This window comes from Citrobacter sp. Cpo069 (assembly GCF_030332785.1).
In the GTDB taxonomy this organism is placed as follows: domain Bacteria; phylum Pseudomonadota; class Gammaproteobacteria; order Enterobacterales; family Enterobacteriaceae; genus Citrobacter; species Citrobacter portucalensis.
In genome coordinates, this window is sequence record NZ_JAOWHD010000038.1 from 22,550 (window position 1) to 39,321 (window position 16,772).

At 54.1% G+C, this 16,772-nt stretch carries 10 protein-coding genes; 8 read left to right on the forward strand and 2 right to left on the reverse strand.

Annotated features, from left to right (window positions below):
- Positions 1–93: 93 nt before the first annotated feature.
- Positions 94–1,083, reverse strand: coding sequence for a 2-hydroxyacid dehydrogenase (locus OGY08_RS03605; protein WP_003833196.1), 990 nt, complete (start codon positions 1,081–1,083; stop codon positions 94–96).
- Positions 1,084–1,699: 616 nt separating this feature from the next.
- On the opposite strand from OGY08_RS03605, the gene OGY08_RS03610 reads away from it, so the two are divergent.
- The 4 genes from OGY08_RS03610 to OGY08_RS03625 all read left to right on the forward strand — a co-directional run bounded on the left by OGY08_RS03610 (position 1,700) and on the right by OGY08_RS03625 (position 5,177).
- Positions 1,700–4,339, forward strand: a complete 2,640-nt coding sequence (locus OGY08_RS03610) for a YdbH family protein (RefSeq protein WP_286565661.1) — start codon at positions 1,700–1,702, stop codon at positions 4,337–4,339.
- Complete coding sequence (locus OGY08_RS03615; protein ID WP_008784882.1) at positions 4,336–4,527, forward strand: YnbE family lipoprotein; 192 nt, start codon at positions 4,336–4,338, stop codon at positions 4,525–4,527. The genes OGY08_RS03610 and OGY08_RS03615 overlap by 4 nt, the downstream gene beginning before the upstream one ends.
- 7 nt (positions 4,528–4,534) lie before the next feature.
- Positions 4,535–4,861, forward strand: a complete 327-nt coding sequence (locus OGY08_RS03620; RefSeq protein ID WP_060682152.1) for a YdbL family probable chaperone protein — start codon at positions 4,535–4,537, stop codon at positions 4,859–4,861.
- A 124-nt stretch (positions 4,862–4,985) separates the two neighbouring features.
- Positions 4,986–5,177, forward strand: a complete 192-nt coding sequence (locus OGY08_RS03625; protein ID WP_008784880.1) for a hypothetical protein — start codon at positions 4,986–4,988, stop codon at positions 5,175–5,177.
- 43 nt (positions 5,178–5,220) lie between these two features.
- Here the strand turns inward: OGY08_RS03625 and azoR are convergent, their stop codons facing one another.
- Complete coding sequence (gene azoR, locus OGY08_RS03630; protein WP_079937336.1) at positions 5,221–5,826, reverse strand: FMN-dependent NADH-azoreductase; 606 nt, start codon at positions 5,824–5,826, stop codon at positions 5,221–5,223.
- Positions 5,827–6,027: 201 nt separating this feature from the next.
- Between azoR and hrpA the strand changes: the two genes are divergently transcribed.
- The 4 genes from hrpA to OGY08_RS03650 form a co-directional block, all read left to right on the forward strand.
- Positions 6,028–9,930, forward strand: a complete 3,903-nt coding sequence (hrpA, locus tag OGY08_RS03635; protein ID WP_060682154.1) for an ATP-dependent RNA helicase HrpA — start codon at positions 6,028–6,030, stop codon at positions 9,928–9,930.
- Positions 9,931–10,406: 476 nt separating this feature from the next.
- The gene (locus OGY08_RS03640) at positions 10,407–12,389 is read left to right on the forward strand and encodes a type VI secretion system Vgr family protein (protein ID WP_286565667.1); all 1,983 of its coding nucleotides are present in this window, start codon (positions 10,407–10,409) and stop codon (positions 12,387–12,389) included.
- Entirely contained in the window at positions 12,386–12,814 is a 429-nt protein-coding gene (locus OGY08_RS03645) for a DcrB-related protein (protein WP_008784877.1), read from the forward strand. The genes OGY08_RS03640 and OGY08_RS03645 overlap by 4 nt, the downstream gene beginning before the upstream one ends.
- A gap of 23 nt (positions 12,815–12,837) precedes the next feature.
- Positions 12,838–16,772 (forward strand): DUF6531 domain-containing protein (locus OGY08_RS03650; protein ID WP_286565670.1); only part of this gene is annotated, 3,935 nt, incomplete at its 3' end.

Consider the following 16,772-nt stretch of genomic DNA (forward strand, 5'->3'; position numbering starts at 1 on the left):
GACGGGAATACATTCAATATAATAATGATACTGACTGTTTTATCATCGGTGATTATCTGAAAATGCTCCCCTGACGCCAGGGGAGCACAGGAATTAGAAGAGGGCGTTTGGACAGGTCTCGCCTTTGGAGATTTGGGCCAGATTCTGTAGCGTAGTCTCAGAAATACTGGTCAACGCTTCAGCTGTCAGGAACGCCTGATGTCCGGTGAACAACACGTTATGACAGGCTGACAGACGACGGAACACATCATCCTGAATGACGTCATTGGATTTATCTTCAAAGAACAGATCGCGTTCGTTCTCATACACGTCCATACCCAGAGAACCAATTTTCTGGTTTTTCAGCGCATCGATAGCGGCTTGTGAGTCGATCAATGCACCACGACTGGTGTTAATGACCATCACGCCGTTTTTCATCTGTTCAAAGGCTTCGTGATTGAGCAGATGATAATTCTCCGGTGTTAACGGGCAGTGCAGAGAGATGACATCTGACTCGGCAAACAGCGTTTTAAGATCGACATATTCAACGCCTAGCTCCAGCGCAGCAGCGCTCGGGTAAGGATCGAACGCCAGCAGACGCATACCAAAACCTTTCAGGATCCGCAGTGCAGCAATACCGATTTTACCGGTACCGATCACCCCAGCGGTTTTGCCATACATAGTAAAACCGGTCAGCCCCTCAAGAGAGAAATTGGCATCACGGGTACGCTGGTAGGCGCGGTGAATTCGGCGATTCAGCGTCATCATCATGCCAATCGCATGCTCAGCGACGGCCTCTGGTGAATAAGCTGGAACACGCACCACCTGCAGACCCAGCTCTTTTGCTGCGTCGAGATCGACGTTATTGAACCCGGCACAACGCAGCGCAATGTATTTCACGCCATGCTTTTTCAGTTCTTCCAGAACGGGGCGGCTGCCATCGTCGTTGACGAAAATGCACACAGCTTCACAGCCATGGGCGGTTTTCGCTGTTTTTTCCGTCAACAGAAAGTCAAAGAATTCAAGTTCAAAACCAAAAGCCTCGTTAACCTGCTGCAGATACTTCTTGTCGTACTGTTTTGTACTATAGATGGCGAGTTTCATAAGACTTTCTCCAGTGATTTTGACGTCACATTAATCCAATTCAAATTATTTTACAAAATCTAAAAAGTTATTGATAGTCATAGGCGTAATGAATAATGTCAGCGCATCTGTTGTTAGTGTGGGCAGGTTACACAATTTCAACAACTGGATATTTTTCTATCCAACTCACCCCCCGAATATCGCGGCAGGTAAAAAGCCAGCCGAATCACATCCGGACAGCTACGCTTATACAGGTAGCAATTATCGGGAGGGGTTATGCTGACTCACTCTGAAGCAAAACGATGGGCCACCCTAATGCTTAAGGCGGCATTATGCGATGGTATGAAACCTGATGAGATTTCCCGGCAGGTACATCTGGTCTGCGATCATCATGGTAGGGAGTGCCTCGAAGAACTCATTGAGGAAATTCTGATAGAAGCAGGTCGTATCGGACCTAAACATAGCGATGGACAACTTAGGCCTCATTGAGTCTGAATCTTAATATCCCAGACGGCACGTGTAACAGCGTGCCTAGAAATCGGTTATCTATCCTTAATGTGGGCATATCCAGTTAAACATGCCACAATACAGGCCTAAACCGGCTTAAATTTTTGCTAAATCAGGATATTAACTACCCATGAAGGGTAAATATAAAGCCGTTCTGGCACTCCTCTTATTATTGATTCTCGTGCCGCTGACGCTAGTGATGACGCTTGGCCTGTGGGTGCCTACGTTGGTGGGTATCTGGTTACCCGTTGGAACACGCATCGCGCTGGATGAGAGCCCGCGGCTGACACGGCATGGGTTGCATATACCTGAACTCCGCTATCTTGTTGAAGATTGCCCACTAGCACGCATCACTCAGGCGGATCTGTCTCACCCCAGCCGCTGGTCGCTGAATGTCGGGACCATTGAGTTGGATTCAGCTTGCCTGGCCAAATTGCCGCAGGCAGAGCCGTCGCCAGCAGCGCCTAAAACGCTGGCTGAATGGCAGTCAATGCTGCCCAATACCTGGATTAACATCGACAAACTTATTCTTTCTCCATGGCAGGAATGGCAGGGAAAACTGTCACTCTCGCTCACTCCCTCTACTCAACAGCTGCGTTACCAGGGTGAAAAAGTTAAATTTCAGGGGCGTTTGCACGGGCAAAACCTCACGGTAACGGAGCTGGATGTTGCGGCATTTGAAGGCCAGCCGCTGGTAAAACTGGTCGGTGAATTTACTATGCCACTGGTGCCCGATGGACTACCGGTAAGCGGTCATGCGGTTGCGACGTTAAGTCTGCCGCAAGAGCCTACGCTTGTGGACGCCGAACTGGAGTGGCAAGAAAACAGCGGACAACTGATTGTCATGGCGCGTGATAATGCCGATCCGCTGCTGGACCTTCCGTGGGAAATAACACGCCAGCAACTGACCATCAGCGACGGACGCTGGAACTGGCCTTATCAGGGATTCCCGTTAAGCGGGCGGTTGGGCATAAAAGTTGAAAACTGGCAGGCCGGACTGGAAAACGCGGTGGTGAGCGGGCGTCTGAACGTTCTGACGCATGGCGACGCCGGTAAAGGAAATGCCGTATTAACGCTGGGGCCGGGTAAGCTTGGCATGGATAGTAGCGATATGCCGCTACAGTTGACCGGTGAAGCGAAACAGGGCGATCTGATCTTCTACGCGAAATTACCCGCCAGACTCACTGGAAGTCTGAACGATCCGCAATTGGCTTTTGAGCCAGGAGCGCTGCTGCGCTCACGTGGGAGGGTGATTGATTCGCTGGATATTGACGAGATTCGCTGGCCGCTGGCAGGCGTAAAAGTCACGCAACGTGGTGTGGATGGGCGTCTGCAGGCTATTTTACGTGCGCATGAAAACCAGATGGGGGGCTTTGAACTGCATCTGGATGGCCTGGCAAATGATTTTCTTCCTGATGCCGGTCGTTGGCAGTGGCGATATTGGGGGGAAGGCAGCTTTACGCCGATGCATGCCCGTTGGGACGTAGCGGGTAAGGGAGAATGGCATGACAACACCCTGAAGCTATTTGATCTTTCTACCGGATTTGATCATCTGCAATACGGCACGATGAAGGTGGAAAATCCGCGTCTGGTGATGGACGAACCGATAGTTTGGGTACGGGATGCAACCAAACCGACATTTAGCGGCGCGCTGTCGCTGGACGCAGGGAACACCACCTTCACCGGGGGAAGCGTGTTACCACCATCGACGCTGAAGTTCAGCGTGGAAGGTAGCGATCCGACAATTTTCCAGTTCAAAGGCCAGCTTCACGCGGGGGCGATTGGGCCCGTACAGCTGAATGGTCGTTGGGACGGTATCCGTCTGCGCGGACAGGCATGGTGGCCAAAACAATCGCTCACCGTATTCCAACCTCTGGTTCCACCTGACTGGAAAATGAAGCTACGTGAAGGTGATCTGTATGCGCAGGTCGCATTTTCGGCAGCCCCGGAGCAGGGCTTTGAAGCAGGCGGTCATGGGGTGTTAAAAGGCGGTAGCGCCTGGATGCCCGATAACCAAATCAACGGTGTCGATTTTGTATTGCCTTTCCGGTTTAGTGAAGGCGCATGGCAACTGGGTACGCGTGGACCTATTTCACTGCGTATTGCGGAAGTGGTGAATCAGGTGACGGTGAAGAATATCGCCGCCGATCTGCAGGGGGCGTACCCCTGGAGTGAAAACAACCCGTTACTGTTGAGCGATGTCAGTGCCGACCTGCTGGGTGGCAAAATCATCATGCAGCAACTGCGGATGCCGCAGCACGACCCGGCCTTATTGCGGGTGCAGAATATCTCTTCCAGCGAGCTTATCAGTGCGGTTAACCCCAAACAGTTCGCCATGTCTGGCCCGGTCAGTGGCGCGTTGCCATTATGGCTGGATAACGAAAAATGGATCATAAAAGACGGCTGGTTGACTAATCCAGGACCGATGACGTTGCGTATTGATAAGGACACAGCGGATGCGGTCGTCAAAGATAACATGGCGGCGGGGGCGGCCATTAACTGGCTGCGTTATATGGAAATAAGCCATTCGTGGACGAAAATAAATCTGGATAACCTCGGTGTCTTAACCATGCAGTCAACCGTGACTGGCAATAGTCGGGTAGATGGCAAAGTAGGTACGGTTAATTTGAATTATACCCACGAGGAAAACGTCTTTACGCTATGGCGCAGTTTGCGTTTTGGCGACAATTTACAGGCATGGCTTGAACAAAATGCAGCGCTGCCGGAAACCCATTGCCCGGAAGGCAAGGAATGTGAGGAACAACAATGAAAACGATAGCTGCCATGCTGGGTCTGCTGACTTCATCTCTGCTGGTAGGGTGTACTCCCAGAATCGAAGTGGCTGCGCCAAAAGAGCCCATCACCATTAATATGAACGTCAAAATCGAGCATGAGATCCATATCAAAGTTGATAAAGACGTCGAAAGTTTATTGAAATCGCGCAGCGATTTGTTCTGAGGTCATGATGAGAAAACAGTTTGCAGTGGCGCTGGTCGTCCTGAGTTTACTCTGCAGCAATGCGTGGGCATTGACCCTGAATGAAGCCAGAACTCAGGGGCGAGTAGGGGAAACGCTCAATGGCTATCTGGTTGCATTGAAAACCGATGCCGAAACGCAGGCGCTGGTGAGTGAGATTAATAAAGCGCGTAACGCCAGCTATCAGCAACTGGCTGATAGCAATAATATTCCGCCAGATGAAGTGGCGAAAATGGCCGGGCAAAAGCTGGTTGCTCGCGCTAAACCGGGAGAGTATGTGCAGGGTATTAATGGTAAGTGGTTGAGAAAAGAGTAAATCGCTTTTTCACACAGCCAGAGGGACACGACGCTGGATTATTCATCGACATCGCAATAGTTGCCACACGGCATAAAATGGATGCTGGTATAGTCCAACACCGGTCGCGTCGTGGGATGAAATCATGTGGCTTCTCAAGTGGTATGTCTGGAATCGTTGGGTATTCAAGCTGTTAAGCCGGGATGTCGCGGAGCCTGAACAATTTTTGCTTCATTGCTGGGAAGAGAATCTGGCGAAATGCAGGGATTATGCAACCATCTGGCGTGATATTAATCGCATTCACGGCAAACAGATACAGATGCAGGGAAAGAAGTAAGTGTCGGAGAAACCCTCCCACCGGATGGTGAGAGGGGGAATTATCAGGCAGCTACCACGCTGTCGATAGCGGCTTTCGCATCGGACTGCGCTTTGGTGGCCACTTCCGGACCGTACGCAATGCCTTCCGCAAAGACGACGTTCACGTCGGTGATGCCGATAAAGCCCAGGAATACGTTCAGGTACGGCGTGATCAGGTCGGTTGGTGTGTCTTTATGGATACCACCACGGCTGGTCAGCACCACCGCGCGTTTACCTGTCACCAGACCTTCCGGGCCTTTCTCGGTATAACGGAAAGTCACACCTGCACGGGCAATCAGGTCAAAGTAGTTTTTCAGCTGCGTTGGGATGTTGAAGTTGTACATCGGCGCGGCGATAACAATCACATCATGCGCTTTCAGCTCAGCAATCAGCTCATCGGAAAGCGCCAGCGCTTCTTGCTGACGCGGTGTCAGCGGTGTATCGCTCGGGCGCATCGCACCCACCAGTTCGCCATCCAGTACCGGTACAGGATTTGCAGCCAGGTCGCGGACAGTGATTTCATCAGCAGAGTGCTTTTCACGCCACTGTTCAACAAAATAATCAGACAACTGACCAGACTGAGAGTACCCTGCCAGAATACTGGATTTAAGAACTAATACCTTGCTCATGGGTGTTTCCTTTTATGTGTTTGAAGGGGTAGTGCCCCGTTGCTTGTTGACACTTTATTCACAATCCTGTCGCAGTGATAGCGCAATATATCGAATCCTATGTTCGAAATTATTGAACAACACATGAAAAGCGCCGATGTGGTACTCTATACCCATCATCTAAAAGAGATTTAACCCGGCAGAGCACTGCCTTTTAACGCTATGACAGAACAACAAAAATTAACCTTCAACATGTTGCAGCAACAGCTGGACTCACTGATGCTGCGTGACAGACAGCGTTTTGCCCGCCGCCTGCACGGTGTGAAGAAGGTTAAAAATCCTGATGCACAACAGGCCATTTACCAGGAGATGGCGAAAGAGATTGAGCTGGCAGCCGGTAAAGTTGTGCTGCGTGAAGCGGCGCGTCCGGAAATTAGCTACCCGGAAAACCTGCCCGTCAGCCAGAAAAAACAGGATATTCTGGAGGCTATTCGCGACCATCAGGTGGTGATTGTCGCCGGTGAGACCGGTTCGGGGAAAACCACCCAGTTACCCAAAATATGTATGGAACTGGGGCGCGGGGTAAAAGGGCTGATAGGCCATACCCAGCCGCGTCGTCTGGCGGCGCGCACCGTGGCGAACCGTATTGCGGAAGAGCTGCAGACCGAGCCGGGCGGCTGTATCGGTTATAAGGTACGTTTCAGCGATCATGTCAGTGATAACACCATGGTCAAGCTGATGACGGACGGTATCCTGCTGGCAGAAATCCAACAGGATCGGCTGCTAATGCAGTACGACACCATCATCATCGATGAAGCGCATGAACGCAGTCTGAATATCGATTTTCTACTCGGCTATCTGAAAGAACTTCTACCGCGTCGCCCGGATCTAAAAATTATCATCACTTCGGCGACCATCGATCCTGAACGTTTTTCAAAGCATTTCAATAACGCGCCGATTATCGAAGTCTCCGGCCGAACGTATCCGGTGGAAGTGCGCTATCGTCCAATTGTTGAAGATGCAGATGACACTGAGCGTGACCAACTGCAGGCAATTTTTGATGCCGTAGATGAACTGGGGCGTGAAGGGCCTGGCGACATTCTGATCTTCATGAGCGGCGAACGTGAAATTCGCGATACCGCCGATGCGCTGAATAAGCTGGATTTGCGCCATACCGAAGTGCTACCGCTGTATGCGCGTCTTTCAAACAGCGAACAGAACCGCGTGTTCCAGTCGCACAGCGGTCGCCGTATCGTGCTGGCGACCAACGTGGCGGAAACGTCGCTGACCGTTCCGGGAATCAAATACGTAATTGACCCGGGCACCGCGCGTATCAGCCGTTACAGTTACCGCACTAAAGTTCAGCGCTTGCCGATTGAACCGGTGTCGCAGGCCTCTGCTAACCAGCGTAAAGGTCGCTGCGGTCGTGTTTCGGAAGGGATCTGTATTCGTCTGTATTCCGAAGACGATTTCCTGTCGCGCCCGGAGTTTACCGACCCGGAGATCCTGCGTACCAACCTGGCATCCGTTATTTTGCAGATGACCGCGTTGGGGCTGGGCGATATCGCGGCGTTCCCGTTTGTTGAAGCGCCGGATAAGCGCAATATTCAGGACGGTGTACGCCTGCTCGAAGAGCTGGGGGCGATAACCACCGACGAACAGGCAACCGCATACAAGTTAACGCCGTTGGGCCGTCAACTGTCGCAACTTCCGGTAGACCCACGGCTGGCGCGAATGGTGCTGGAAGCACAAAAACATGGTTGTGTGCGCGAAGCGATGATCATCACCTCAGCGCTGTCCATTCAGGATCCGCGCGAGCGCCCGATGGACAAGCAGCAAGCTTCCGACGAGAAGCACCGCCGCTTCCATGACAAAGAGTCTGATTTTCTTGCATTTGTGAACCTGTGGAACTATCTCGGCGAGCAGCAAAAAGCGCTGTCGTCAAACCAGTTCCGTCGCCAGTGCAAACTTGATTTTCTGAACTACCTGCGCGTGCGTGAGTGGCAGGATATCTACACGCAACTGCGCCAGGTGGTGAAAGAGTTGGGTATTCCGGTCAACAGCGAACCCGCTGAATATCGGGAGATCCACGTCGCGTTGCTGACCGGTTTACTGTCGCACATCGGGATGAAAGATACCGATAAACAGGAGTTTACCGGGGCGCGTAACGCTCGCTTCTCGATCTTCCCGGGTTCAGGTTTATTCAAAAAACCGCCGAAGTGGACGATGGTCGCCGAGCTGGTGGAAACCAGCCGCCTGTGGGGACGTATTGCCGCGCGTATCGATCCCGAATGGGTGGAACCGGTAGCCCAGCATCTGATCAAACGTTCATACAGTGAACCGCACTGGGAACGCGCGCAGGGTGCTGTGATGGCGACAGAAAAAGTCACTGTCTACGGCTTACCGATTGTTGCGGCCCGTAAGGTAAATTACAGCCAGATCGATCCCGCGTTGTCGCGTGAACTGTTCATTCGTCATGCGCTGGTGGAAGGCGACTGGCAAACGCGCCATGCGTTTTTCCGTGACAATCTGAAGTTACGGGCTGAAGTGGAAGAGTTAGAACACAAATCACGCCGTCGCGACATTCTGGTCGATGATGAGACGCTGTTTGAGTTTTACGACCAACGCATCAGCCATGACGTGGTTTCTGCTCGTCACTTTGATAGCTGGTGGAAAAAGGTCAGCCGTGAAACCCCGGATCTGCTCAACTTTGAAAAGAGCATGCTCATCAAAGAGGGTGCGGAGAAAATCAGTAAGCTGGATTATCCGAACTTCTGGCATCAGGGTAACCTTAAGCTGCGCCTGAGCTACCAGTTCGAACCTGGAGCCGATGCGGACGGTGTGACCGTACATATTCCACTCCCGCTGCTTAATCAGATCGAAGAGAGCGGTTTTGAATGGCAAATCCCGGGGCTGCGCCGCGAACTGGTGATTGCCCTGATTAAGTCGTTACCAAAACCGGTACGACGCAACTTTGTGCCCGCGCCGAACTATGCGGAAGCGTTTTTAGGCCGCGTCACACCGCTGGAACTGCCGCTGCTGGACTCGCTGGAGCGTGAACTGCGCCGCATGACCGGCGTTACCGTTGACCGTGAAGACTGGCACTGGGATCAGGTGCCCGATCACCTAAAAATCACCTTCCGGGTGGTGGATGATAAAAATAAGAAGCTACAGGAAGGGCGTTCGCTGCAAGATTTGAAGGATGCGCTGAAGGGTAAAGTTCAGGAAACATTGTCTGCGGTGGCCGATGACGGCATCGAACAGAGTGGGTTGCACATCTGGAGCTTCGGTCAACTTCCGGAAAGTTACGAACAAAAGCGCGGTAACTATAAGGTGAAAGCGTGGCCGGCGCTGGTCGATGAGCGTGACAGCGTTGCCATCAAACTGTTTGATAATCCGTTGGAACAACAGCAGGCGATGTGGTGCGGTTTACGCCGCCTGTTGCTGCTGAATATTCCTTCGCCAATCAAATATTTGCATGAGAAGCTGCCCAATAAAGCCAAGCTGGGGCTGTACTTTAACCCATACGGTAAAGTTCTGGATTTGATTGACGACTGTATCTCCTGCGGTGTGGATCAGTTAATTGACGCCAACGGTGGCCCGGTGTGGACTGAAGAAGGCTTTACCGCGCTGCATGAAAAAGTGCGGGCTGAACTGAACGATACGGTGGTGGAGATTGCGAAGCAGGTCGAACAGATCCTGACCGCAGTGTTTAATATCAATAAACGTCTGAAAGGGCGTGTGGATATGACCATGGCGCTGGGTCTCGCGGATATCAAATCGCAAATGGGCGGACTGGTGTATCGTGGCTTTGTTACCGGCAATGGTTTCAAACGTCTGGGTGATACGTTGCGTTATTTGCAGGCTATTGAAAAACGTCTGGAAAAACTGGCTATCGACCCGCACCGTGACCGTGCACAGATGCTGAAAGTGGACAGTGTGCAGCAGGCCTGGCAGCAGTGGTTCAATAAACTGCCTCCCGCACGCCGTCAAGATGCCGATGTCAAAGAGATCCGCTGGATGATAGAAGAGCTGCGCGTCAGCTATTTTGCCCAGCAGCTTGGTACGCCGTATCCGATCTCCGATAAACGTATTCTGCAGGCGATGGAGCAGATTAGCGGCTGACTACGTTATACATTTTCTTGCTCTTTAATAAACCCGGTTAGCATAAGCGCCGGGTTTATTTATGAATTCTGAAAATAATACGAAGTATGTTGAATAAAATATAATAAGAGTATGCTGCCAGGGTGCAGATAGATAATCATGGTGTGGCGGTAGCATTGTATATATAGATGGCATTTATTCATATACTTAATATTGTTTCCTTTTGTTCTGTGAATCCGATTTTTAAAAGTCTGTATTGCAATGATTCCATTGATTTAGTGAATGAAAAGATTGTGTTTTTATAATTATGCTCAACGTCATTATATAACGTAATCTATATGTTTTTTAATGATTCATTAAGTTGTTTTTTAAATATTCTCATGATGAATTTATTCGGCTTGCATATAAAAAGGTTAACACTCGAAATAGTAAATAAAAATCACTCACAATAGCTTTCGATATGAGTGTGTTTACTGCTTTATCCCAGGAGTTTTTTTATGTCTACAGGATTACGTTTCACACTGGAGGTGGACGACCTGCCACCGGATGCGCTGGCCGTGGCGTCCTTTCACCTGGAGCAGTCCCTTTCCTCGTTGTTCACCCTCAATATTTCGCTGGTCAGCCAGCAGCTTCTCAGCATTGATTTCTCTCAGGTACTGGAAAAAACAGCCCATCTTAAAATCTGGCAGGGCACGGAGATACAGCGCCGGGTGAACGGTATTGTGACCTGGTTTGAGCAGGGTGAAAACGACGGACACCAGATGCTGTACAGCATGATTGTCCGGCCACCGGTGTGGCGTGCCTCCCTGCGGCAGAACTCCCGTATTTTTCAGAATGAGGACATTAAAAGCATTCTGGGGACGATATTGCAGGAAAACGGGGTGACGGACTGGAGTCCGCTGTTCAGTGAGGCGCATCCGGCGCGGGAATTCTGCGTGCAGTACGGTGAAACGGATTATGACTTTCTGGCGCGGATGGCGGCGGAGGAAGGACTGTTCTTCTACGAAGAGCACTCGCCTGACAGCGACGACCAGAGTCTGGTGCTGTGTGACACGGTGCGCTTTCTGCCGGAGGTGTTTGACATCCCGTGGAACCCGAATACCCGGACCGAAGTGAGCACGCCGTGCATCAGCCAGTTCCGCCACAGCGCACAGATACGCCCCTCTTCTGTCATTGGCAAGGACTACACCTTTAAACGCCCCGGCTGGGCGGGCCGCTTTGAGCAGCAGGGGCAGAACCAGGATTATCAGCGTACACAGTATGAAGTGTTTGATTATCCGGGGCGCTTCAAGGACGACCACGGGCAGAACTTCGCCCGCTGGCAGGTGGAGGGCTGGCGCAATAATGCCGAAGAGGCGCAGGGAAAAAGTCGTTCTCCGGCAATATGGCCGGGGCGGCGTATTCAGCTGACGGAACATCCGCAGGCGGGCCTGAACCGTGAATGGCAGGTGGTGAGCAGCGATTTGCAGGGGAAACAGCCGCAGGCGGTGGCGGGGCGTTCCGGTTCAGGGACCACCCTTGAGAATGATTTTACGGTGATACCGGCGGACAGGACGTGGCGGCCCCGGCCAATGGAAAAGCCGTCAGTGGACGGCCCGCAGTCAGCCACTGTTACCGGCCCGGAGGGGGAGGAAATCTTCTGTGACGAACATGGCCGGGTGCGGGTGAAGTTTAACTGGGACCGGTATAACCCGGCGAACCAGGACAGCTCGTGCTGGATACGGGTGGTGCAGGCGTGGGCGGGACCGGGGTTCGGCAACCTGGCGATACCGCGGGTGGGACAGGAGGTGATAGTGGACTTCCTGAACGGGGACCCTGACCAGCCAATCATCATGGGGCGGACGTACCATGCGGATAACCCGCCGCCGGGCGGTCTGCCGGGGACGAAGACGCAGATGACCATCCGCTCGAAAACCTATAAAGGTAGCGGGTATAACGAGCTGATGTTCGAGGATAAAACAGGTCAGGAACTGTTGTCGATGCATGCGCAGAAGGACATGAAGACGACGGTACTCAACGATCAGGGTACGGCGATCATTCGTAACCAGAGTCTGGTAGTGGGCAATAACCGGCTGAAAGTCGTGACCGCCAACGAAGATGTCAAAATTGACGGGCACCAGCTGCTCAATATTCGGCAGTTTCAGGAAGTGAATGTCAAAACCGATGTGACCTGTTTTAACGGCGGCGACAGGATAATGCAAAGCGCGGGAAATGTGGTCATCGGCTCAGGTTCCATGATCCGGCTGGAATGTGGGGAGAGTGCACTGGAGTTGCATGCCGGGGGCGTGATTAACCTTAAGGGCAAGGCGTTTAACATCGTGGCTGAGGGTAACAGTCTCATTACGACAGGCACAGCTATGCTGGGCCTGAATCCGGAAGAGCCCGCCCCGGCTATTGGCGTTGTCGGTAAAAACCATAAAAAAGACTTAACCAGCATTATACAGGGATTATTCCCCGAAGAGACGGGGGGCGGAAAATGAACGCCATTTACCGCATGAATGAAGGCCATCTGGCGCTGACCGGAGAAGACTGGCTTGACTGCACGATGCAGGTTATTCGCAATACCCGCACCCACACCTCACTGGTGATCACCCGCGCAGTTATTGCCGGGGACAGGTCGTTTGATGACGAACTGGTATTCCAGTGGGCACAGGTGGCTGCACAGATCGATAACTATCAACAGACGCCACCCGTCACATTAACGTTGCCTTTATTGCCTGACTGTCCCGCCCGGGAAACGACGGCTACATATCTTCGTGAACCTTATTTTTGTTGCCAGCGCCAGCTGGCCGTACTGATGCCAGAACGGCGGCTGCTGATGCTGACCTGCACCGCACTGAATACCTTTAGCGAAGAGGACGAACGGTTCTGGCTGCAGGTTAAAAATACGCTGGACAGGGACTGAGATCAGACAGAGGACGTTTTGCCATGAGCAATCCGAACGCCGCCCGTCTGGGCGACGACATCATTCATACCAGTATTCTGGCCGATATACTGGAGGGAGCTTTTGAAGCGGCTATTTGCGTTGCTGTTGGGGTCGTCGTGGTTGCTGCTGCAGCCCCTCTTGCCGCCGCGGCGGCAACTGCTGCAGGCGTGTCAGCTGCGACGGTTGCGGCAGCGTCAGTCGCCGCAACAACCTGTACAGCCGCGGGCATTGTCGGAGGGCTGACAGTTTCGTTATCGGGTGCTTCTGAGGTTGTCGGCGATATTGCTCAGGGCGCGGCAAACTTTATCTCCCCCCCGTCACCGCAGGGGAAAATTGCGACAGGTTCTTTAAATGTGCAGACCAATGGTCTGCCTGCCGCCAGAGCTGCGGGGCGTCTGATGACCGCCGCCGAAAACGCCACGCGGGAAAAAATGGAGGCGGAAGAGAAGACGCGGCGGGAAGAAGAGGACGCCCGGATGTCCACAGGGATGAAAGTGCTGAACGGGGTGTCTGCACTGTTCAGCTATGGCAGCGAACTGCTGGGTGAGTTGATTAACCCTGTCGTGGCCGGGCCGTCAGGCGGGGTGGTGGAAGCTGAGCATGATGTGGTGCTATGCGAAAAACACCCACCGAACCCGATACAGTTTATGGCCGAAGGCTCCTCTCAGGTCAGTATCAATGGTCTGCCTGCCGTCCGCACCGGAGACCGGACAACCTGCGGCGGCACCGTTTCCACGGTGGTCTCTCCCAACGTCATCATCGGGGGTAAACCGGTTGTGGTTCGCCCTATTCATAGCGGCAAATCACCCGGCGTGGAAACCGCGCTGCTCGCGCTTTCCGTCCTGACGTGCCGCCCCACTAAGCTACTGAAACAGCTTCCCTGCATGATAATGGGGATGGCGGCGGCAATGCTTGCCAGTAAGATTGGCGAATCTGTGCGGGCACTGTGGAATCCGGTACATGCCGCGACGGGCGCGAAGGTTCTGAGCGGGGAAGAGGACTGTGATTTTGAGCTCCCGGCCCGTTTCCCTCTCATCTGGCAGCGCATCTACAACAGCCGTAACCCGCATGAAGGGCTCTTTGGTCGCGGCTGGCGCACCGCATTTGAAACCCGCGTGGTCAGGGAGGAGGAATACGCCTGCTTCCATGATGAAGGGGGACGCGAACTCCGTTTTGTCTGTCCCCCGCCGGGTGAGGCAGGATTCAGTCCCGATGAAGGACTGTTATTTGCGCAGAGCGAACAGGGCATGGTGGTGATTGGTGATCTGGACGGCGCCACCTGGCGGCTCTATCTTCCGCACCCGTCAGCGCCCTCGCAACTGCGCCTGCACCTGCTGTCGGATAATTATGGCAATGGCTTGCGGCTCCATTATGACGAACAGGATCGCCTGCAGGCGATTACCGATACCCAGGAAAGCCTGCGGGTGGTGCTGCATTATCAGGACTTACACTCCCCGCAGCGTCCGACCCGGATCACTGAGCACATGCTCACCCCGGCCCCCCCCGGTGGCGAGCCGGTTCATCGGCTACTGATGTCCTACGACTACACCCCGCAGGGGGAACTGTACCGTGTGACCGATGCGGATGATGTCTGCCTGCGTGAATTTGATTACACCCCGGACGCCCTGATGGCAGGGCACCGGATGCCCGGCGGGGCCCGTCACCGCTATCAGTGGAAAAAGTTCAGCGACGGCTGGCGGGTGGTGGCCTATGAGTCCAGCGGAGGTGACAGCGCCACGATTGGTTATGACCTGACACAGGGCGTGACCATCGTCACCCATGGCGGTGGCGAAACGCACCGGCATGAATGGGATCGTCGCTATCTGGTGGAGAAGTACACCGATGAATCCGGGCAGGTATGGGGCTATGAGTGGAACGAGGACGGGCAGCTTTCGCGTACCGTCGACCCGTTGGGTGCCAGCAGAGCATATCACTATGATAATGCGGGAAACATGATTCTGGAGACCGACCCGCTGGGCCGGGCCGTTTGTACACGCTGGCTTGAAGACCGGGCGCTGCCTGTTCAGGCCTGCGGGCCGGAGGGAAGCGTACACCAGTATTTTTATGATGCGAACTTTGGTCTGCGTGCAGAAATCAATGCACTCGGGCTGTGCTGTTATTACCGTCGTGATGAATGGGGCCAGGTCGTCGAATTCACAGATGAAAAGGGCGGCGTACAACGCTTTAGCTGTAATGAGCGTGGGCAGCTTATCAGCGTTCAGGACTGTTCCGGGAAAACAACGCAGTACCGGTACGATGCGGCTTACAGGCTGGCCGAGGAGGTGGATGCGGCCGGGGAGAGTACCCGCTATGTTTACAGCCCGGCAGGCAGGCTAAAAATGGTTTCCGGTGCGGAGGACTGGACGGCCAGCCTGTCCTGGACGGCACAGGGGCTGCCGGAAAGCTACCGGGTGGGACACAATAATCCGGTGCGCTGGCAGTATGATGCCTGTGGGCGGGTGAGCGTGGTGACTGACCCGCTGGGCCATACCGTGCGGCGTGAATATGACGCGCGCAACCGGCTGACGCGTTTGTATAACGAAAGTGGTGAGCTGTACCGGTTTATCCACGGCATAAATGGGCATCTGACGGAAGAGCGGGGTCTGGATGGTGTTATCACCCGCTACGAATACGATGTCTGTGACCGGGTGGTCAGTAAAACCTGGGCGGCCGGCACGCCGGATGCGCTGACGCACCGCTGGCAGTATAACGCAGCCGGGGAAGTGACCGATAAGCAAACGCCGGACGGGCACACGGTCTACCGGTACACGACGGGAGGGACTCTGCAGGCGGCGCTGTTTTATCCGCCGGGAGCAGAGAGTCCTGCACAGCGCGTGCTGCTGGAGCATGACCGGCTCGGCCGGCTGACGGCGGAGGAGAACGACTCTGGCCGGGTGAGCTACAGCCTGGATGAACTGGGTAACCGGACATCCGTTCAGCTGCCGGATGGTCGCAGCCTGAAGACGCTGTATTACGGCAGCGGTCATGCGCTGAGTATCAGTCTGGATGAGCGGCTGATTACGGAATTTACCCGTGACAACCTGCACCGGGAAATCAGTCGAACGCAGGGCGGCCTGACGACACGCACGCGTTATGACCGACTGGGGCGGCAGGCGCGCCGGGAAATCTACCGCAAAGAGAACGGGATGCGGCCGGTGGAGGCGTGGCACTGGCAGTACGACAGCCGCCACAACCTGCTGAGTGAAACGCAAATCAGCGACTACCGCTATCAGGGCTACCATTACGATGACGGTGACCACGTCTGTCGCCACGACACCAGTTTTCGTGGGGTGACGCATCATACGTACGATGCGGCAGGTAACCTGCTGACTGCCCCGCAGGCAGGGCAGTCGCTGACACATAACCGGCAGACGCAGTGCGGTAATGGTGCGTGCAGGTATGATGTTTACGGCCGGATGGTGCAGAAACCGGGCCCGGGTGGCCTGTGGCGCTACGGTTATGACAGTGAACACCGGATGACGGAAGCGGTGCTGGACATGCCGGACGCAACCGGGGCCGGAAATACGCGACACCGGGTGATTTTTACCCACGACCCGTTTGGGCGGCGAACAGAAAAGCGCAGCGAGGTGACGGTATCTGCGCCGGATGACGGGCGTGTCACCGGGACGCAGGAGGTGACGACCTTTGTGTGGGAAGGGTTCCGGCTACTGGCGGAGACCCGCAACGGACAGTCGCTGGTGTACGTGTACGAAGGGGCGGGGAGTTACACGCCGCTGGCGAGGGTTTACGGCACCGGCGACAAACAGCGTGTGGACTACTACCGCTGCAGCCATAACGGTATGCCGCAGGCGCTGACGGATGAGGACGGGAAACTGCACTGGCGTCAGGATGTGGAGACGTGGGGAGAAACGCGGTCGGAATACGCGGATGAAGAGGGAGGCAGGTGGCGGAAGATATGGGGTGGTGCGCCGGAAGA